The organism is Tsukamurella sp. 8F, from assembly GCF_029167375.1.
In the GTDB taxonomy this organism is placed as follows: Bacteria; Actinomycetota; Actinomycetes; order Mycobacteriales; family Mycobacteriaceae; genus Tsukamurella.
Genome location: NZ_JARFTP010000040.1, coordinates 13,659 through 33,512, shown reverse-complemented (window position 1 = coordinate 33,512; position 19,854 = coordinate 13,659). Strand labels below are relative to the sequence as shown.

General features: G+C 68.4%; 20 protein-coding genes. 11 read left to right on the top strand and 9 right to left on the bottom strand.

Features of this window, described 5'->3' with window-relative positions:
• Positions 1–53 precede the first annotated feature (53 nt).
• Together P0W64_RS20530 and P0W64_RS20525 are read left to right on the top strand one after the other, a co-directional pair.
• Entirely contained in the window at positions 54–926 is an 873-nt protein-coding gene (locus P0W64_RS20530; protein ID WP_275482039.1) for an ATPase, read from the top strand.
• Positions 923–2,053: an ArsA family ATPase gene (locus P0W64_RS20525; RefSeq protein WP_275482038.1), complete on the top strand. Its 1,131-nt coding sequence runs from the start codon at positions 923–925 to the stop codon at positions 2,051–2,053. Before P0W64_RS20530 ends, P0W64_RS20525 begins: the two co-directional genes overlap by 4 nt.
• Positions 2,054–2,152: 99 nt before the next feature.
• Here the strand turns inward: P0W64_RS20525 and P0W64_RS20520 are convergent, their stop codons facing one another.
• Positions 2,153–2,467: a WhiB family transcriptional regulator gene (locus tag P0W64_RS20520; protein ID WP_275482037.1), complete on the bottom strand. Its 315-nt coding sequence runs from the start codon at positions 2,465–2,467 to the stop codon at positions 2,153–2,155.
• A 294-nt stretch (positions 2,468–2,761) separates the two neighbouring features.
• Between P0W64_RS20520 and P0W64_RS20515 the strand changes: the two genes are divergently transcribed.
• Positions 2,762–5,269: a penicillin-binding protein gene (locus P0W64_RS20515; protein ID WP_275482041.1), complete on the top strand. Its 2,508-nt coding sequence runs from the start codon at positions 2,762–2,764 to the stop codon at positions 5,267–5,269.
• A gap of 10 nt (positions 5,270–5,279) precedes the next feature.
• On the opposite strand, the gene P0W64_RS20510 is transcribed toward P0W64_RS20515, so the two are convergent.
• Complete coding sequence (locus P0W64_RS20510) at positions 5,280–6,179, bottom strand: DUF1266 domain-containing protein (protein ID WP_275482036.1); 900 nt, start codon at positions 6,177–6,179, stop codon at positions 5,280–5,282.
• A gap of 22 nt (positions 6,180–6,201) precedes the next feature.
• Positions 6,202–6,648: an Lrp/AsnC family transcriptional regulator gene (locus tag P0W64_RS20505; protein ID WP_275482035.1), complete on the bottom strand. Its 447-nt coding sequence runs from the start codon at positions 6,646–6,648 to the stop codon at positions 6,202–6,204.
• Positions 6,649–6,727: 79 nt separating this feature from the next.
• Between P0W64_RS20505 and P0W64_RS20500 the strand changes: the two genes are divergently transcribed.
• From P0W64_RS20500 to P0W64_RS20485, 4 genes are read left to right on the top strand one after another with little or no spacing between them, the layout of a single operon-like run.
• A complete protein-coding gene (locus P0W64_RS20500; RefSeq protein WP_275482034.1) occupies positions 6,728–7,420 on the top strand; it encodes an AzlC family ABC transporter permease in 693 nt (230 codons plus the stop codon).
• The gene (locus tag P0W64_RS20495; protein ID WP_275482033.1) at positions 7,413–7,736 is read left to right on the top strand and encodes an AzlD domain-containing protein; all 324 of its coding nucleotides are present in this window, start codon (positions 7,413–7,415) and stop codon (positions 7,734–7,736) included. Before P0W64_RS20500 ends, P0W64_RS20495 begins: the two co-directional genes overlap by 8 nt.
• 27 nt (positions 7,737–7,763) lie before the next feature.
• Entirely contained in the window at positions 7,764–8,531 is a 768-nt protein-coding gene (locus P0W64_RS20490; RefSeq protein ID WP_275482040.1) for a thioesterase family protein, read from the top strand.
• Positions 8,532–8,580: 49 nt separating this feature from the next.
• Entirely contained in the window at positions 8,581–9,357 is a 777-nt protein-coding gene (locus tag P0W64_RS20485) for an SDR family NAD(P)-dependent oxidoreductase (RefSeq protein WP_275482032.1), read from the top strand.
• Positions 9,358–9,363: 6 nt separating this feature from the next.
• Here P0W64_RS20485 and P0W64_RS20480 read toward each other — a convergent pair whose 3' ends face one another.
• Both P0W64_RS20480 and P0W64_RS20475 read right to left on the bottom strand, forming a co-directional pair.
• On the bottom strand, positions 9,364–10,452 hold the full coding sequence (locus P0W64_RS20480; protein WP_275482031.1) for a glycosyltransferase: 1,089 nt from the start codon (positions 10,450–10,452) through the stop codon (positions 9,364–9,366).
• Between the two features lie 4 nt (positions 10,453–10,456).
• Positions 10,457–11,038 (bottom strand): helix-turn-helix domain-containing protein, encoded by a 582-nt coding sequence (locus tag P0W64_RS20475; protein WP_275482030.1) that lies wholly within the window; start codon positions 11,036–11,038, stop codon positions 10,457–10,459.
• 326 nt (positions 11,039–11,364) lie between these two features.
• Between P0W64_RS20475 and P0W64_RS20470 the strand changes: the two genes are divergently transcribed.
• Genes P0W64_RS20470 through P0W64_RS20460 form a run of 3 tightly spaced genes read left to right on the top strand, consistent with a single transcriptional unit; the run spans position 11,365 to position 15,586 of the window.
• Entirely contained in the window at positions 11,365–12,513 is a 1,149-nt protein-coding gene (locus tag P0W64_RS20470) for an EfeM/EfeO family lipoprotein (protein WP_275482029.1), read from the top strand.
• Complete coding sequence (locus P0W64_RS20465) at positions 12,510–13,691, top strand: Dyp-type peroxidase (protein WP_275482028.1); 1,182 nt, start codon at positions 12,510–12,512, stop codon at positions 13,689–13,691. Before P0W64_RS20470 ends, P0W64_RS20465 begins: the two co-directional genes overlap by 4 nt.
• Positions 13,688–15,586, top strand: a complete 1,899-nt coding sequence (locus P0W64_RS20460; RefSeq protein ID WP_275482027.1) for an alkaline phosphatase family protein — start codon at positions 13,688–13,690, stop codon at positions 15,584–15,586. The genes P0W64_RS20465 and P0W64_RS20460 overlap by 4 nt, the downstream gene beginning before the upstream one ends.
• A 75-nt stretch (positions 15,587–15,661) precedes the next feature.
• Here the strand turns inward: P0W64_RS20460 and P0W64_RS20455 are convergent, their stop codons facing one another.
• A complete protein-coding gene (locus tag P0W64_RS20455; protein WP_275482026.1) occupies positions 15,662–16,210 on the bottom strand; it encodes an XRE family transcriptional regulator in 549 nt (182 codons plus the stop codon).
• 94 nt (positions 16,211–16,304) lie between these two features.
• Between P0W64_RS20455 and P0W64_RS20450 the strand changes: the two genes are divergently transcribed.
• Complete coding sequence (locus P0W64_RS20450) at positions 16,305–17,486, top strand: MFS transporter (RefSeq protein WP_275482025.1); 1,182 nt, start codon at positions 16,305–16,307, stop codon at positions 17,484–17,486.
• A gap of 27 nt (positions 17,487–17,513) precedes the next feature.
• Here P0W64_RS20450 and P0W64_RS20445 read toward each other — a convergent pair whose 3' ends face one another.
• From P0W64_RS20445 to P0W64_RS20435, 3 genes are all read right to left on the bottom strand, one after another.
• Positions 17,514–18,359 carry a class I SAM-dependent methyltransferase gene (locus P0W64_RS20445; protein WP_275482024.1) on the bottom strand — a complete coding sequence of 282 codons (846 nt, stop codon included), beginning with the start codon at positions 18,357–18,359 and terminating at the stop codon, positions 17,514–17,516.
• Positions 18,360–18,364: 5 nt separating this feature from the next.
• A complete protein-coding gene (locus P0W64_RS20440; protein ID WP_275482023.1) occupies positions 18,365–19,171 on the bottom strand; it encodes a VOC family protein in 807 nt (268 codons plus the stop codon).
• 69 nt (positions 19,172–19,240) lie between these two features.
• Positions 19,241–19,852 (bottom strand): hypothetical protein, encoded by a 612-nt coding sequence (locus tag P0W64_RS20435; RefSeq protein WP_275482022.1) that lies wholly within the window; start codon positions 19,850–19,852, stop codon positions 19,241–19,243.
• Positions 19,853–19,854 lie beyond the last annotated feature (2 nt).

The following is a 19,854-nucleotide window of genomic DNA, read 5'->3' as shown; positions in this document are numbered from 1 at the left end:
CGGGGGCCCCCCCCCCGGGGCCCCCCCCCCCCGCGGGTCGGAGGGTGCTGCTGGTGGAGGTCGAAGGTCGCGCCGGTATTGCGCCGACATTCGACGTGCCGGACCTCCCGCCGGACGAGTCCAAGATCGCCACTGCCGCGAACGACGGTGCGGTGTACGCACTCTCGATGGACGTCGAGACCACGTTCCTCGACTATCTGAAGACCAACTACGGCATGGGGCTGGCGGCGCGGGCGCTGCGCCGGATCGGCGCGATCGACTTCGCGACGACACTCGCGCCGGGGCTCAAGGACATCCTCATCACCGGCAAGCTGATGGAGCTGACGCAGCGGCGTGAGGGCGATCGGTACGCCTACGACGCGGTGGTCGTCGACGCCCCGCCGACGGGCCGGATCGGCAAGTTCCTCGACGTCACCCGCGCAATGCGGGACATCGCGAAGGCCGGCCCCGTGTCCGGGCAGGCCGAGCGGGTGGTGCGGCTACTCCACAGCGAGGACACCGTCGTACACCTGGTGACACTGCTCGAATCGCTACCGGTACAGGAGTCGGCCGAGGCGGCGCGCGAACTGCGCGAGCTGGACCTGCGCATAGGTGCGCTCGTGATCAACAAGGCTCTTCCCCGATTCCTGCCGGAGGCGGCGGTGCATACGGTCGCCGACGGTGCCGTCGACGCCCCCGCGGTGCGGTCGCGTCTCGAATCCGCGGGGCTGGCTCTCGACGATGCACGCTTCGCTGGGCTGCTGACCGAGACCATCGACTACGCGCGGACCCTCAGCGGCCAAGAGGAGGCGCGCGACGATCTGGAGCGGGTCGCCACCGAATGCGGCGGGACGGCACTGCTCGAGCTCCCACTGCTGCCGCAGGGCGTGGACCTGGGCGGCGTCTACGAGTTGGCAGAGGTCCTCGGACGGGCGGGGGTGCGATGAACCAGCTTGCAATGGGGCCCGAACTCGCCGACCGCGGCACGCGCGTAGTGGTCTGCTGCGGGTCGGGCGGCGTCGGCAAGACGACGACGGCGGCGGCCATGGCCGTGTGGGCGGCCGAACAGGGACGCCGCGTGATCGTGCTGACGATCGACCCCGCACGTCGCCTGGCACAGGCCCTCGGCGTCGCCGACCTGTCGAACGAGCCGCAGCCGGTAGACGTTCCGGGCTCGGGCTCGCTGCACGCGATGATGCTCGACATGAAGCGGACCTTCGACGAGATGGTCACCGAGCACGCGGATCCTGGGCGCGCGGAAGAGATCCTGTCCAACCCCTTCTACCAAACCATCGCGTCGTCGTTCTCCGGCACGCAGGAGTACATGGCCATGGAGAAGCTGGGGCAGCTGGTGGCCGACGACCGCTGGGACCTCGTGGTCGTCGACACCCCACCGTCCCGCAACGCGCTCGACTTCCTGGACGCCCCCAAGCGCTTCGGCTCCATCCTGGACTCCCGCCTCATGCGGCTGATCGCGGCACCGACGCGTGGCGTGGGGCGCGTGCTGTCCGGCGGCATGGGCATCGCACTCAAGGTCGTGTCCACGATCGTCGGAAGCCAGATGCTCTCGGACGCATCGATATTCGTCGGCCAGATGGACTCGCTCCTAGGCGGCTTCCAGGAACGGGCGGACCGCACCTACGCTCTGTTGGCGCAACCCAGCAGCCGCTTCGTGGTGGTCGCATCCCCCGAGTCCGACTCACTGCGCGAAGCCTCGTACTTCATCCAGCGCCTGCGCGCGGAGGACATGCCGCTGGTCGGCCTGATCGTGAACCGCACGCATCCCTCGCTCGCGGACGTGCCTCCGGAGGACGCGAAGCGGGCGGCTGCCCGCCTCGCACAATCGATCGACGACCCGGTTGCGTCTGCGGTGCTCCGGGTGCACGCGTGGCGCGCGGAGACAGCGGCACGGGAGGTGTCCGTGCTCTCGGACTTCGTACGCCGGACTCCGCACGTGCGGGTCGTGGGTGTGCCATCACTGCCGTTCGAGGTGGCGAGCCTGGAGGCGCTGCAGGCGGTCGCCGAACAGATCATGGGTGAGCCGGAGACCGGGGACACACTGCGGGACGGTTAGTCGCTGTCGCCGACGGAGTTTCGATGCGGCACGTAGCCGCGCCCGGGCATAGCAGCGGCCCCGAACCCCTGATGCGGGTGCGGGGCCGTTCGCTGATGGTTATCCGGCGCAGCGCTTGCGGGTGCGCTGGGCCTCGAAGAACGCGCGCCAACTGGTGACCTCGGGATGCTGACGTAGGAGGGCGCGGCGCTGGCGCTCCGTCATGCCGCCCCACACACCGAACTCGACGCGGCTGTCGAGGGCGTCCGCACCGCACTCGAGCTGGACGGGGCAGTGACGACAGATGGTCGCGACCTTGCGCTGCGCTGCGCCGCGGACGAACAACTCGTCCGGGTCGACCTCGCGGCATCGTGCCTGCGATACCCAGGCCAGACGGTCCTCGTCGGCGGTGAGCGCGCGCCCCAGGTCTGTCATCGTCGGTTCCCCTCTCCCACCCACGGGTGGTTCAGTGCTCCGCAGCTGCGACCGCTGTCTCTTTGGAGGCCCCGTCGGTCGCGTGCCACATCATCTGAGATAGTGTTACCTGAATCACAGGCCGACCACAAGTTGGAGCGAGGAAAAAAGCGACACAGTGGTACAGGAAATTTGGCACGGGCGTCTCAGCAACGCCGCCCCCACGGTGACCTCCGTGACAGCACAGAGTGGGCACGTATCCTGAGGGACGTGTCGAGAACGAAGACGATCGCCTGGCTGGTCGGGTGCTGCCTCATGGCCGGCGTCCTGGTCGCCGGAGTCCTCTTCCCATTCGTAGGCGGCGCCGGGCTCGTCTCCAACCGGGCTGCGGACACCGTCGACAACATCTCGTCGGAGCTGTTGGAGGGCCAGGTGCCCGAAGTGACGACGGTGACGGACAACTCCGGGACGCCGATGGCCTATCTGTACGACCAGCGGCGCGTACAGGTCCCGTTCGACCAGATCTCGCCGGATATGGTGCGCTCGATCATCTCGATCGAGGACAAGCGGTTCATGGACCACGACGGCGTCGACTGGCAGGGGACGGTCCGTGCCTTCCTGAAGAACTCGTCCGCAGGCGAGGTGAAGCAGGGCGCGTCGACGTTGGACCAGCAGTACATCAAGAACTACCAGCTGCTCGTGCTCGCCAAATCGGATGCGGACCGCCGTGCCGCCACGGAGACCACGCCTGCCCGCAAGCTGCGCGAGGTCCGCATGGCGCTGACTCTCGAGCGCACACTGGAAGAGCGCGCGAAGGCCGAACACGGCGTCGACGACGCGAAGGCCAAGACCATGGCGAAGGAGGAGATCCTCGCCCGGTACCTGAACCTCGTGCCGTTCGGCAACGGCGCATACGGCGTCGAGGTCGCAGCCCAGACCTATTTCGGCAAGCACGCTTCCCAGCTGAACGTCCCGGAGTCGGCGATGCTCGCGGGCATGGTGCAGTCCAGCAGCTCGCTGAATCCGTACAGCGACCCCAAGGGCGTGACGCAACGGCGCAACACCGTGCTCGACACGCTGATCCAGAACTTCCCTGACCGCGCCGCCGAGTACGAGGCGGCGAAGGCCGCTCCGCTCGGGGTGCTGCCCAAGCCGAACACCCTGCCGGCGGGCTGCCTCGCGGCGACCGGCAACCGCGGCTACTTCTGCGACTACGTGCTGCAGTACCTCGCTCAGGCGGGCGTCAGCAAGGACCAGGTCATGCGGGGCGGTTACACCATCCGTACGACTCTGGACCCGAAGGTGCAGGCCTCGGTGCAGAACGCCCTGAACAAGACCTCCAGTCCGGATCTGGCGAACATCGCTCAGGTGATGAATCTCATCCGGCCGGGTCAGAACTCGCACGACGTGCTCGCAATGTCGTCGAGCCGTGTGTACGGGCTCGACACCGCCCAGAATCACACCGTCCAGCCGGAGCCCTTCTCGCAGGTCGGCGATGGCGCGGGCTCCACATTCAAGATATTCACCGTGGCCGCGGCGATGGCCAAGGGTATGGGCACCGACGTCACCCTGGACGTCCCCAACTACTACTCCGTGAAGGGCTTCGGCTCGAGCGACGGTGCCTACGGCTGCCCGGCCGACTACTACTGCGTGAAGAACGCCGGGTCGTATGCGGGATCGATGTCGTTGACGCAGGCGCTCGCCACATCACCGAATACGGCCTTCGTCAAGCTGATCACGCAGGTGGGCGTCACCCCGACGGTGGATATGGCCGTCAAGCTGGGCATGCGCAGCTACACGCTGCCGGGCAGTTCGGGCATCGGCTCGCAGAGCCTCGCGGACATGTTCAAGAAGCAGAACCTGGCATCGTTCACGCTCGGCCCGACGGCCGTGAACAGCCTGGAGCTGTCCAACGTCGCGGCGACGCTGGCGTCGCACGGCAAGTGGTGCCCGCCCAACCCGATCCAGTCGATCACGCAGACCAAGCGCAACTCGGACGGCTCGCCCGTCCTGGGTAAGGACGGCAAACCCGAGACCACGCCCGTGCCGTTCAAGTCGCAGCCCTGTGAGCAGGTCATCCCGCCGGGACTGGCCGATACCCTCGCGAACGCGCTGAGCCACGACGACCAGGGTGCCGGTACGTCGGCCGGCTCCGCCGGGGCCGCGGGTTGGTCGCTGCCGCTCTCGGGCAAGACGGGCACCACCGAGACGCACCGCTCGTCGGCGTTCGTCGGCTTCACCAACCAGATGGCGGGCGCCAGCTACGTCTACAACGACGGTGACTCCCCCGGCCCGATCTGCTCCTCACCGCTACGCAGCTGCGGCGAGGGCAACGTGTACGGCGGCAACGAGCCGGCTCTGGCCTGGTACACCGCGGTCAAGCCGCTCGCGACCATGTACGGTCCGGTCGCACTGCCGAAGGTCGATCAGAAGTACGTGGACGGGTTCGGGCCCGGCAAGATCCCGAATGTGATCGGCATGCCCGTCGCGGCCGCGAAGGCCCGGCTCACGGATGCGGGATTCAAGGTGAACACGCAGTACGCCAACAGCGGTTCCGCCGAGGACACGGTGCTGTCGACGTCGCCGGCGGGCTTCACCGATCCGGGTACGACGATCACTCTCACGCTCTCGAACGGCATCGCGCCGGCGCCCGTCGTCACGCAGGCTCCGCAGACCTCGTCGCCCTCTACGCGAGGCAACGGCAACGGCAACGGTCGCGGTAACGGTAACGGACAGGGTGGCCAGACGTTCACCATCCCCGGCATCGGCCAGCTGACGCTGCCCGGTCAACCGACGCGACCGAACGGGCGCGCCCGGAACTGACGAAGCCTCGTCACTCCGGTTCGTCACCGGTGCGGCGTCGGACCATATCGTCTAGGCGGACGCCCAGCGGGCTCGCCGAGGCGCGGTCCTCCGGGCGCAACGGTCCGAAACCCTCGGCGGCGAGTGCGTCCGCCAGGGCCCAGGTGCACTCGGGTGCGGCCGCGTCGTAGGGCACCAGGTCCCACGGCTCACCGGGGGCGGCCAGTTCACGGCAGATCGCACGAAGGCGTCCGAGTTCTCTCTCGACGGCGCGACCGCCACCCGACCCGCTGTACCACCGCCCGAGGCAGTACTGTTCGCCCAGCGTCACCCAGTCCGCATACCGACGGCGCAACTCGCCTCGAGCGACCAGCATCGAGTCCGTCGCCTCACCCTCGGTCAACCAGCCCGAAGTCGCGCCGGCACGGCACAGCATGATGAAACGGACCATGTCCCAGGCTGTGAAGTCGGCGCGGCGCACCGCGAAGGCGTCACGCTGCACCTGGGCGTACCGCCAAGCCATCTCTCGGCGCCGCGCCTCGTCCGGTGCGGCCGCCCGTTCCGCCTCGAACGCCCGGCGACCATCGGGCGAGGACCACACCGCGATCTCGTGCGCCGAGCGCATCCGGTCGCCGTGCACCAGGAGCCAGTGCAGTGTCCGCAGCAGATCCGGTCGCCCGGAAAGACCCCACTCACGCTCGACCTGATCGGCACTGCGCGGGTCGGTGAACGGGACCGAATCCCAAGCGATGGACCGCGCGGCCGAGTCGATCGCACATGCGGCGAGCGGCCAGCTGATCGGCTCGACCCGATAGTCCGCGGGATCGCCCTGCCACGGTATCGAGGCCGCGTTGCGCCGCCGGACCGCGACGATCCCGATTATGAGCACGATGGCTGCGACGCCGAGAATCAGGAACAGCGCGTACCCCATGTCCAAATCGTACTGCTCGATCTCATTCGGCCCCTGGAGACTTGAGCACCTTGATCGTCATCCGCGAGTCGACACGAGCGATGGCCGGATCGCCCATCAGAGAGTCGATCAGCCAGCGCTCGTACGCGTCGAGGTCCCGCACCCGGACGCGCATCACGTAATCGGGCAGGCCGAACATCCTGCGCAGCTCGACGACCTCATCCATCGCAACGATCCGACTCTCGAACGCGTCTACCGCGGCGCGGTCGTTCATCACCAGGTCTGCATTGACGATCACCTCGAAGCCACGCCCGAGCGCCGCGGGATCGACGATCGCGGCGTAACCGGTGATGACCCCGTCCGCCTCGAGGCGGCGCACGCGGCGCAGGCACGGCGCGGGCGTGAGACCCACGCGTGCCGCCAGCTCCTGATTGGTCAGCCGGCCATCCCTCCGCAGCTCTGCAACAATTGCGCGATCTAGAGAATCCACTCCCGAATAGTGCTCCTGATCTGCCTTCAGCACAAGAATAGGCAATCATATTGCCGCAATGTTCTCCTAAAATTGCTGCATGCAATTGACCATCGAGCGCGACGATCTGCGTGCGGCCGGTCGCGACGCGGGTGTGGTGTGGCTGGGCCTGTTCACGCTGGGCATCGGGTTCGGCGTAGTGGTCACGAGCCACGGGCTCCCCTGGTGGCTCGCGCCCGTGGTGTCGGCCACCGTCTTCGCCGGGTCGCTCGAGTTCCTGCTCGTGGGCCTCATCGCCGCGAGCGCCCCACTGGCCACCATCGCCGTCACCACGCTGCTGGTGAACTCACGGCACCTGTTCTACGGCCTGACCTTCCCGGTGCAGCGCGTCCGCAGCCGTGCCGGACGTTGCTACAGCGTGTTCGCGCTATGCGACGAGGCGTACGCGCTGATCAGCGGCCCCGCACGGCGCGGGATCACGGGCGCGCGGATGCTCTGGACACAGGCCGGGCTGCACGTGTCGTGGGCGCTCGGCGCGGGTGCGGGAGCCGTGGTCGGGACCGCATTCCTGCGGGACGTCCGCGGGCTCGACTTCGTGCTCACCGCCCTGTTCGTGGTGCTCGCGCTGGATGCGTACCGGGCGGCGCCGGACCGCTCGACGATGATGTCGGCGGTGGCGTGCACCATCGTCGCCGTCCTACTGCTCCCGGGAGCGGCCCTGCCTGTGGCCATGGTCGCGCTCACCGCGACCTTCGTCGTGCGGCACCGGGGACGGGGTCGAGCACATGCCTAGCGTCGGCTATGTCGCCGCGGCCCTGGGGATCGGCATCGCGATCACGTTCGCACTGCGCGCGCTGCCCTTCGCACTCGGCTCTGCGATCAAGAACTCGGAGTGGATGGCCGACCTCGGCAGGTGGATGCCGCTCGGCGCGGTCGTGGTGCTGGCCGTACATCAGGTCGCCACGATCGATTACGGCTCGGTCTCGTCCGCGGCCCCGTATCTGGCGGGGCTGGCGGCCACCATCGCCGCGCACCTGTGGCGGCGCAATGTCGCCCTGAGCATCGTGGCCGGCACCGGCGTGTGTGTCGCGCTGTCTGCGATACTGTGAAACACGTTGTCGTACAGAGAGGTCCGCATGGAGCCGTACTTCCGGCGCACGGGTGATGCAGCGTTCGCGGCCACCGCCCATACGGGCGGCGCGTGGAAGACCGACGAACAGCACATCGCGCCCGCACTCGGCCTCCTCGCGCACGTCGTCGAGGCAGACCGCGATGCACGTCGGTCCGACGGACTCGTCCTCACGCGCCTCTCGTACGACATCCTCGGGGTCCTGCCGGTCGGCGACGTGACGACGACGGTGACCGTCCTGCGCCCCGGCCGCACGATCGAGCTCGTGGAGGCGACGTTGGCGCACGGCGAGCGCGATGCAGTCCGCCTGCGGGCGTGGCTGATGGCACCGCGCGACACCGCCGCCGTCGCGGGGACGGCGCTCGAGGCGATACCGGGGCCGACCGAATGCCCGGACTGGGACCCCACCACGGTGTGGCCCGGCGGCTTCATCGCATCGGCGCAGGTGCGGCGCACGCAGCAGGCCCCCGGACGCGCGACCTACTGGGTTCGCACCGATGTGCCGCTGCTCGACGAGCCGGTCAGCCGAACCGCCTCCGCTGCGGGTCTTCTGGACATAGCCAACGGGATGACGGTGCGCGCCGATCCGCGGGCGGTCGCATTCCCCAACGTGGACCTCACAGCGCACCTGTACTCGGCACCGGGCGAAGGATGGCTCGGCTTCGATACGCGCGTCTCGTTCGGCGCGGACGGGCTCGGGCTGACCGAGACCGTACTGCACGACGAATCGGGACCCATCGGGTCGGTGTCACAGATGCTGACGGTGCGGCCGTAGGCTGCGCGAAGGCGCTCCCTCCCTGGAGGATCTCGGCTAACGTGCGCGCATGGAGATCACCGGCGCAAGCGCATTGGTAACGGGCGGAGCATCCGGAATCGGAGCCGCGGTGGCCCGCGGGCTCGCGGCGAAGGGCGCCCACGTCGTCATCGCGGATCTGCAGGAGGACAAGGGCGAATCCCTCGCCCAGGAGATCGGCGGTGCCTTCGTGCCCGTCGACGTGACCCGTACCGAGCAGATCGTGGCGGCCGTCGATCGTTCGCTGGAGCTGGGCCCCCTTCGCGCCCTGGTGAATTCGGCGGGAATCGGATCGGCTCAGCGCACCGTCGGCCGCGACGGCCAGTACTCGTCCGCGCACGATCTGCAGGCATTCGCGAAGGTCATCGCGATCAACCTGATCGGATCATTCGACGCGATCCGCATCGCCGCGACCGCGATGACCCGAGCCGAGCCCACCAGCACCGGCGAGAAGGGGGCGATCGTATCGATGGCCAGCGTCGCCGCGTTCGACGGGCAGATCGGACAGGCGGCGTACTCCGCGTCGAAAGGCGGGATCGTCGGCATGACTCTGCCGATCGCGCGCGACCTCGCCGCCGCGGGCATCCGCGTGAACACCGTCGCCCCGGGTCTCATCGACACCCCGATCTACGGGCAGGGCGAAGCCGCCGAGGATTTCAAGGCCAAGCTCGGCAAGAGTGTCCTCTACCCACACCGTCTCGGGCAGCCGGAGGAGCTCGCATCAATGGTGCTCGAGCTGCTCCTCAACTCGTACATGAACGCCGAAGTCGTCCGCGTCGACGGCGGAATCCGTATGCCCCCCAAGTAGGTTGCATCAGTCCGCAAGCTCCAGGATCGCCTGCGCGGCGTTGACAGCGCCATTGGACCCACGCACGGCTGCGCCGAGCCGAGCGGCTCCCTCGCGGCAGCCCGGATCGCGCAGGAGCGTCTCGGCGGCGCGGCGGATCGCCCGCGCGCTGGAGAACCTACTCAGAGCAGCCCCGGCACCCGCCGCCGCGACCGATCGAGCGACCATGCGCTGGTCCGTCATCGGGCTGGCAGGCAGTGCGAGCACCGGGACCCCGTGCGCGAGAGCGCGGACCGTCGTCGAGTGTCCTCCGTGCCCGATCAGTAGCGAACACCGCGGGAGTATGTCGAGATGGTCTGCGTATCCGACGATCTCGACGTTGCCGGGCGAGCGCAGATCGGACGGGTCGATGACACCACCGGTGGTGACTATCGCCCGCACCGACATCGAACCGAGGGCGGCGACGATGCGCCTGAGCGTGTGCAGCTGGCCTCGGAACCCGTTGCTCGACAGGCTCACCAGGACCAGCGGAGGCCCCGACGCCCCGCTCTGAGCGCTTCCGCCTGCGTCCACCACGCCGGACCACCGGACATTCGGCGCGTGTCGCCGGGCTGCTGCCGGATCGAGCTCTCGCAGCGTGGTCACCAGATTGACCGGCGCCGAATCCCACAGCCGCACGGTGTTGTATCCGTAGGTGCGCGCCGCCGCGCCGAGCGTGAGGCGGTGCAGACCGTCCATGTACGCCTTGTACGTGTGCGTCAGGACCACCCTCGGTATGCCCGCCTGGTCGACTGCTGCGTGCGCCGGCGGAATCATGCAGTCGACGACGGCGACGTCCGGCGCATCCCCCGCGCACGCCGCGGCGACCGCGTCGAATATGCTGCGGTCGTTGAGCATCGGCACCCACCGTAGACCGGACTGCTGCCTGGTCGAGTCCCATGCGCGCGTGTTCCGATACGGCGAGAGGGTGAGCCCGTACCTCTCCACCTCCGGGCGCAGCCGCCCCTGACCGAGCACCCGGACCCTGTGGCCCGCATGCGCGACCTCGCGCGCGACGCCCAGCAGCGGCGGCACGTTCCCGCCACCGTCCACTGTGACGAACAGGATGTCAGCCATCGGTCTACCTTCTCTCCGTGTCGATCCGGTTCGCCGCGCGGCACAGTAGACGCATGTGCCACGCGGTCTCGACCTCGGACAGCCCGCGGTCGCGGCGCAGCAGTTTCCAGGTGTACAGGTCTGTCGCAACGGTCAGCAGCCTGTGCCTGGGCTCGCGTGGTTCGACGCCGAAAGATTCTGCGACCCAGCGGTAGTGGAGATCACGCCCGACCGCTGCGATATGGCGCGCTTGACTGTCGACGCTCTCCTGTCCGAGCACCAGCATCATCACGTCGCCGTAGATCTCGTAGTGCGCGACGACCGCGCGTACCGCCGCATCGACGTCACCGGCCGGCACACGGCGCTCCGCCGCCACCATCGGCTGGAAGTGCTCGACCGCCTCGGCGATGAGGCGGTCACGGCCACCGAACTTGCGTAGCACCGTCTGCACCGTTACGCCGGCACGATCAGCGACGTCGGCGAGCGTGATCGCGGCGAGAAACTTCTCCCCCGCCAGCTCACGACCGGCGTCCAGTATCGCGAGTCGCGTCCGCTCCGACGCCTCGGCTCGCGCGCCCTGGCGGTAGGCACGGCGTGCGGTATTCATGTCAGTAGACATTAACTTGAAATTGCGGCGGCGTCGAGAGGCACCCGGGTCTGCGACTCCCGGGGGTGCCCGGCCTGTCGGGTTCTACGAGGAGTCGCGCACCGTCGCGGGTCCCGGATCACCATCTCCTGACGGTGGCCGCCGGGTGACCGGTCCACGAACCTGTCTCTGAGAGCGCCTATCCCGGTATATAGCGGGATAGGCGTGCTCACGACTCGGTTCGTGACGGCATCGGGCCGGCGCCGGGTGAATTCTCGATGAAGCCCTGTAGACCACTTGCTTCCAACAACTGATTTGTCCGAATCGGCCCGGATACTGTGCTGCGCGTGCCAGTTCCAGCCCGGTGGGTGGCTCCAACCGCGTTCACGGCCGCCGCAGTAGTCGCGGCAGCCGGGATCCTCACGTACTCGCTGACCGGCGATTCACGCACCGCGCCGACGCCCACGGTCGGCAACCTGTCGAGCACCGCGGTCGACGCGACCCTCGACGGCTGCGCGCACCCTGGCGGCGACCTCGCCGGCGGCAGCCGCGTCTTCGCGGTCACGAACCGCACGACCCGGGCGCTCGAGATCAGCGTCGCCGGCGCCGACGGCACGGTGTACGCCGAGTTGGAGGGCGTGGGGCCGGCGTCGACCCGGCTCATGCAGGTGAGCCTGCCCGCCGGAACCTTCCACTTCGAGTGCTACTTCGCGGAGACTCCCGAGCTGTCCGGGGCGGGCTTCGCGGTCACTCGCGGCGCGGCCGCACCGGGCGCGGGCGTCGCACCGGTGTCGACTCAGGACCTCACACCCGTCACGCTGGCCTATCAGTCGTGGATCTCCGCGCGCTTGCCGCAACTACAGGCCGACGCCCGAGCACTCGCCGCGGCACCCGACATCGCCTCGCAGCGCACCGCCTGGCTCACCGCGCACCACCTGTACGAGACCCTCGGCGCGGCATACGATGCGTTCGGCGACTGGGACGCGAAGATCAACGGGGACGACTCCGGCTTCCACGCCGTCGAGGAGTCCCTCTGGGACGCGAACCCGACCGTGCCGACAGACCTCGAGAAACAGCTGGTCGCGGATGTCGACGGCCTCACCGCAGACTTCCCGAACATCGCGGTCGACCCGCTGCAGATCGGCCTACGGGCACACGAGATCACCGAGAACACCATCGAATTCACGCTGTCCGGCAGAGACGACCACGGATCCCACGCTTCCACGGACACGGCCCTGGCGAACCTGGCGGGCACGCGGGAGCTGCTCGACCGGCTCACGCCATTGTTGAAGCCTCGTTATGCACGGCTCGACGACACGGGCGCCGCACTGGACAAGGCGGTCGCCGTGACGACCGAGATGGCCGCGAAGTACCCCGGGAAGCCGCTCTCCGAATACGCACAGGCCGACCGCGAACGGCTCAACGCGTCGTTCGGCGGCCTGGTCGAGCTGCTCGCCCCGATAGCGGCGATCACCGACGTGCGGAGGACGAAGTGAGCGCCCGGAGCGAACGGACCGAGCACACACCGCGCCGGACCTTCTTGAAAGGGGCGGCGTTCGGGGCCGCAGGCCTGGGCGCGGCCGCAGCGGCGGGCTGCGAGCGATCAGGCGCGGCACCATCGCCGGCGGTTCGCCCAGTCGAGCGGACACAGGCCTTCGCGAGTTACGTGGCGCTGGATCTGCAGACGGATACGACCGCACAGACCGATGACCTGCTGCGTACACTCGCGGCCCGCGTGAGGCAGCTACAGACGGAGCACGTCCCTGCGTCCGTGGGCATCTCGGCGCCGCCCAGCGATTCGGGGACGCTCGGGCCCGTCGTCGCGCCCGACGGCCTGGTGATCAACATGGGCTATGGCGCCACCTTCTTCGACCACGCGCACGGCGATCGGAAGCCGAAGGGGATCAAGGCGATGCGTGAGTTCGAGGACGACGCCCTGGACCGGTCGAAGTGCCACGGCGACATGCTCTTGGAGATCCGCGCCGATCAGCAGGACGTCGTGGTGCATGCGCTCCGCGAGTTGACGCGTGCGACCCGCGGCGGCCTGACGGTCCGTTGGCGTCAGGAGGGCTCGAGCCCGCCCCCGCGACCGGACGGCGCGCCCCGGAATCACTTCGGGTTCAAGGATGGGACCTCGAACCCGACCGGTGCCGACTTCGACTCACTGGTGTGGATCGACGAGCCCACGCAGCCGTGGACCCGCGGCGGCACATTCCTGGTCGTGCGACTCATCCGGATGCTGACGGAGTTCTGGGACCGCGTGTCGATCTCGGAGCAGGAGAACATGTTCGGGCGAGTGCGTACGACCGGTGCGCCCCTCGACGGCGACCACGAATCAGATGCGCCGCGGTTCGAGGACGACCCTTCCGGCGACATCATCCCCCTGACCGCGCATATGCGGCTGGCGAACCCCCGCACTTCCGATACCGACCGGTCGCGGATCTTCCGCCGCGCGTACAACTACACCGGCGGAGCGGACGCGAACGGCAATCTCGATCTGGGTCTGGTGTTCACCTGCCTGCAACGGGACATCGAGGCGCAGTTCGAGGCGACGCAGGAGCGCCTCGAAGGTGAACCGCTGACCGATTACATCAGCCCCATCGGCGGCGGCTATTTCTACCTACCACCCCGTGACGCGGGGTCGGGAATCTCGACCACAGGAGGAATATTATGACGGCCAAGGCTTCTCGGCCCCGGCGGCCGCTCCGACCCGGCGACGTCGCGCGGGGCCTCGCGGCCGTCGTGGGCGTGGCGGCGGTGACGGCGGGAGTAGTGACGATCGGCGCACCGACCGCCTTCGCGGCACCCAACGACACCGCCACGCCTATCAAGCATCTCGTCGTGCTGTTCGATGAGAACGTCTCCTTCGACCACTACTTCGGCACGTACCCGAATGCCGCCAACGCCGCAGGAGAGACGCTGCAGGGATCGGGCGCTGCGGCCCCCGCGTTCCATGCCGCCCCCGGAACGCCCACGGACATCGACACGTTCACGCACGCCGGCCTAGCGGATCAGGCGAACCCGAACCAGTACAAGCCTTTCCGCTTCACACCGGGACAGGGTGTCACGTGCGATCAGGACCACGAGTACACAGCCGAACAGGAGGCCACGAACAACGGAGCGATGGATCGGTTCGTGCAGTTCACCACCAAGGACAAGTGCGCGTCGTCAGGTCCCAACATGTTCGAGCACCCCGGCTCGGTGATGGGCTATTACGACGGCAACACGGTTGCTGGGCTGTGGAACTATGCGCAGCATTACACGCTCAGCGACAACTACTGGACCACCGTGTTCGGGCCGTCGACGCCCGGCGCGCTCAACCTGGTGTCGGGCAATACCCACGGCGTCGAGTCGTATGATCCGAAGACCGGCCGGAAGACCCCGAAGCCCGACTCGTACACGGTCGGCGCCCCGGACGCGGAGGGTGTCGGCACCGTCTACGAGGATCCGGACCCGCTGTACGACGACTGCTCCGACAAGAACCACACCGCCGACGAGGCCCTGGCAGCGTTGCGCGGCAAGAACGTGGGCGATCTGCTGACCACCAAGGATGTCAGCTGGGGTTGGTTCCAGGGTGGATTCCGGCCGAGTACTGCGGCATCGGGTTCTGCTGTGGCGCAGTGCAACACGACGCACAAGAATGTCGCCGGCAATGCCGTGATCGACTACAGCCCACATCACAACCCGTTCTCGTACTACAAGTCGACGTCGAACCCGCACCACGTCGCGCCGTCCGGGATCGACGAGATCGGACGCAACGGCCAGGCGAATCACAACTATGATCTGACCGATTTCGACGATGCGTTGAAGGCCGACAAGCTGCCGGCCGTGAGCTTCCTCAAGGCCGGCGAATACCAGGACGGTCACGCGTCGTACTCGGACCCGCTCGACGAACAGACCTTCCTCACCACGTACATCAACAAGCTGCAACAGTCTAAGGACTGGGGCTCGACCGCCGTCGTCATCGCCTATGACGACTCCGACGGTTGGTACGACCACGCGAAGCCGACGGTGTTGTCGGGCAGCAAGAACGCCAAGTTGGACAAGCAGGTGTGCTCCTCGGCGCCTGCGCCCGCGATCGCCGGTAACGAACTGCGCTGCGGCCCTGGCACTCGCGAGCCTCTGCTCGTCGTCTCACCATACGCCCGCGCAAACGCGGTGAATCACACGCCGATCGAGCAGGCCTCGATCACGAGATTCATCGAGGACAACTGGCACGCAGGCCGTATCGATGGGTCCGCTGACGCGCGCGCCGGAGAGCTGAACTCGCTCTTCGACTTCGGCGCCGCTCGCAACGACAGGCTGTGGCTGAACCAGGTGACCGGAGCGGTCGTCGACTCGCCGCCGCCCGCCGATCAGGGCTCGCAGGCGGCCGCTGTTAAGGGAGCGTCGTCGACGGCTTCCGCGCCGTCGTCCGCCGCGCCCGCCTCGCCGTCGGCGTCGGCCGGCGGCGCGTCGGGCAACGGCTCGCGGGCCTGGATCTGGGTCGTCGTCGCGATCGTCGTCGTCGCTCTCGTGGCGGCCGGCGGGTGGGCACTGCGCGCACGCCGGTCCGGCACCGGCCGGTAGCGATCTCGCCGGCGGTGCCGCCCCGCCGCATCCAGGTGGGGCGGCACCGGCCGGCACCGCCGTGTGTGGACCGGCTCAGCCTGTCGTAGCGGTAGAGACGATGAGGAGTTCCGCCGCGATCTCGCCGACGGTGCGCACACTGTGCGTCGCGTTGGAGGGGAAGTGGATCGCATCGCCCGCCGCGAGGGTTTCGTCGGCCTCCCCGATGCGCACCTCGACGTCGCCCGCGAGTACGTACAGCCATTCCTCGCCGCCGTGCCTCGCGGCGGGCGCCTCGGACGACGGCGGCACAGCCAGGTGAACCGCCTGTAGCCCGGGGAAGTCACCGCTGAGCGAGGCCAGCGATCCGTTCGCGCTCGGACGCTCGATCCGATTCGCCGACCTGATGAGATGGTATGGCGCGCTGTATTGTTCGTCGACGAGTTGACTCAGGGACACACCGAAGGCGTGCGCGATCTCGATGAGGGTGCCGACCGAGGGCTGCCGAGCCCCGGACTCTATGCGGGACAGCTGGGGCGCGGACAGCCCGATCTTGTCGGCGAGAGCCGCAAGGGTCCAGCCGCGGTCCCGTCGGTGCCTCCCGACCCTCCGCCCGATCCAGCTGTCGTCGCGCGCATCTTCCATGTGACGACTATAACCTGTGGGGCACTATTCATGCCTGATAGGTTGCATTATCGGCGTCCATCTGTGACGGTCGAGTGCCAACGGAGGGAGCACGATGGTCGCATCCGATACGGGTGAGCGGCGCACGATCCTCGCCACGGTGGCCGTCGTGCTGCTGGCGATCAACCTGCGGCTGATATTCGGCAGTTCGTCGGCTGTGATCTCGGATATCCGGTCTGCCTACCACCTCGGGCCCGCGAGCGTGGCGCTGCTGACTACGGGACCTGTGGTGTGCCTCGGGCTCTTCGGCCCGCTGGCGCTTCGGGCGCTGCGCAGGGCGTCTTTGTCCGTCGTCTTGACGGGATGCCTCGTCCTGATCGGCGTGGGGACCGCTGTCCGGGGCGTAGCGTCATGGCCCGCGCTCCTCGGGGGCACACTGGCGGCGGGCGCCGGTATCGCCGTCGCAAACGTACTCGGCCCGGTGTTCGTTCGGATGTTCTTCCCGCACAATATCGGTCCCATGACCGGCCTGTTCACCGCGCTGGTGAGCGCGAGCGCCGGGCTCGCGTCGGGTGCCACGGTGCCCGTCGCGACCGCCCTGCACGGGTGGCGCTTCGCGCTGCTCTCGTGGGCGTTGCCCACTGCTCTCGCGGTGCTCGTCTTCGCCGCCCTGGTGGCGCAGCATCGACACACAGATGTCGAGCCGGCGAGCTCCGGCGCGAAACGCCCACGCGTGCGGCGATCGACGACCGCATGGGCCGTGACAGCCTTCATGGGGATCCAGTCCTTACTGGCCTACTCGATGATCGCCTGGCTTCCGACGATCTACCGGGACCGCGGCGTCGATGCGCAGTCGGCCGGGCTGGTTCTTACCGCGCTCAGTGTCGCGAGCATCGCGACGGCCGTGACGGTACCGATCGCCGCAGCCAGGATGCGCGACCAGCGACTGCTCGCCGTCGGTGTCGTCGTCCCGTCCGTGGCCGGGCTGATCGGGCTCCTCACCAGCGGCTCACACGCTGCGCTGCTGTGGGCTGTGCTTCTCGGATCGGGGCAGGGCGGCCAGCTCTCGCTGGCGCTGGCGCTGATCAACCTGCGCGCCCGCGACAGCACCACCGTCGCCGGCCTGTCGACGATGGTGCAGTCGATCGGCTACCTGATCGCCGCAAGCGGCCCGATCGTGACGGGCGCGCTGCACGGGGCGACGGGGAGCTGGACGGTCCCGCTCCTTGCGCTCATCATCCTCATGGCGCCCCTGGCCCTCTGCGCCTGGCGCGCCGGTGGCGACCGCGTGATCTGAGAGCGGGCGAGCCGTCATCGGCAGTGCCTACGCCTGCGCCGTCACGAGCCAACACGCTCCCGGGTGCCTGACATGTCCATCGACGATGTTCAGCCGCAGCTCGGCACGGACGTCCTCGAGCAGTCCGGCCCACGCGTCGGGGCCGAGGCGGGGCACGAGTTCGGCGGCTGCGGCCCGGCCCGTCGTCGTCCCCAGGATGAGGTCCATGCGGTCCTCTACGCCGTCGTCATCGTCGGCACCGTATATGCACTCGAAGTCGAGCGGGACCACGTCGATCTCGGCCCAGCCCGCGGCCTCCAGAAGCCGCCGGACATAGGCCGGGTCGGCGAAGGCCATCGGGCCGGGCGCGTCCGCACGCGGCGGGGCGGGCGGTGCGGCGAGGTGAGTGGTCAGCACCGTCGTACCGAGCGTGAACGTAGGGTTCTCCGCGACGGCGCGCCAGCATGCGAACGTCAGCCGGGCACCGTCTTCGCACGCCCGGCGGATATTCGCGAAAGCCGCTGTGGCGTCCTCGAAGAACATCACGCCGAACCGGGACACGACCCGATCGAAGGGGGCGCCCGGAGCCCCGCTCAGGTCCGTGTCCTGCGCGTCGGCGAGGAGGACGCTTGCGGTCGGCACCCGGTGCGACGCCGCCTCCGTCATCGCGGGCGAGATGTCGACACCGGTGGCGACAGCACCTACCGCACCGGCTGCCTCGAGCAGCGTTCCTGTGCCGCAACCGATATCAAGAACCCGGCGCCGCGGTCCCAGGTCGGCGACGGCCAGGATCGCCGCGGTCACCGGCGAATACACGCGGTCGAACATCTGCTGGTGCTCCACCCACGCGCAGGCGCCGCCCGTCCATGTGGTCCGCATCTCCTCGTTGACCATGCGGTTCACATCCCCGCGGGCGGGTGACCGAGGCAGATGGCGGCGCCCATCGGATCCTTGACCGAAGCAAGCGTGCCCCAGGGCGTCACCTCGCCCGGCATCAGGATCTCGCCGCCCAACTCATCCACCCGGGCCACGGTGCCTGCCACATCGTCGACGGTGATGTAGACCTGCCAGAAGGAGGGAGCACCGGAGCCGAACATACCTGCGGCAGACATGATCCCGGCGACGCTCTGGCGGTCTTCGCCCGATCCCACGTACACCTCGGAGTAGTGATCGGGGCCCACGGCGGCGGGGTCGCCGCCCGAGCCGATCTCGTTGAGCTCCCACCCGAACGCACTACGATAGAACTCGGTTGACGCCGCGTAGTCCATACTCATCTCATCGAACCAGTACGGCGTACCGTGGGTGCCGCGCTCGGTGAATCCGATATGTGTCCCGCTCTGCCACAGCCCGAATGCGCCACCGGCGGGATCGGCGAGCACCGCCATGACACCCAGGTCGCCCACCGGGGAGGCCGGCGCGAGCACCGTCGCCCCCGCGGTCTGCGCGGACACGACGGAGGCCGCCGCATCGTCGACCTTGAAGTAGACCGACCAGACGTCGGTCGGCGAGGACGGGCTCATACGTGGCATCAACCCTGCTACCAGCCGACCGTTCGCGGAGAAGTTGCGGTAGCCTCCGAACTCGTCGTGCGGGTCGCCGGCCTCCCATCCGAAGATCTCGCCGTAGAAGTCGACGGCGCGCAGCGGGTCGGAGCTGACGAGGTCGAACCACACAGGCGCGCCTGTGGCAGCGGTGTATTCGGTCATGGCGGATCCTCTCGAAGGCGGTCGGGGTAGCCTCCTCCAGTCTGCCGAATGCGGGGTATCGGCGTATCCCTATTCTCGTGAGAGTTCGCAGGTCTCGACTTCCGGCACAACCGCTCGGCCGCGCAGGTGCACCGTCAGGGACAGGCCGACGCCGAGTAGAACGAGGTAGAGCGGGAACGCGGCGGCTGCGACGGTCCAGTGCCGCAGGCTCAGAAGCGTGATCACCCCGTTGCCGGCCACGAAGACGTAGACGATCGCGCGTTCGGTGTCGGGGCGGCGCCACGCCTTGACGATGGTAGGGACGCCACCGACGAGATCCGCGACCAGCGCCGCGAGTACAGCGAGAACCGGATCGCCGAGCGTGAACCAGAAGACCAGCGCAACGACGGATATCGCGGCACAGAGCATGTCGAATCTGCTCACGCTCCAATAGCTTCCCCGACTGCACAGCGACGCGAGGACGACCAGCATCGGACCGACGCCTATCGCCAGTGTCGACAGCGCCGGCATCCCGACGCCGTGTGCGACCTGCGCACCGAACGCGATGAGCGGCGCTGCGCCCCAGAGAAACCAGGACACCCGATTGGGTTGCACCCGCCCACGCAACGTAAGCGCCGCGTAGCTCACGCTGCCGATCATCGACAGCGCGGCGGCGAGCAGGACGAAGCGCGGGTCGAGCATCG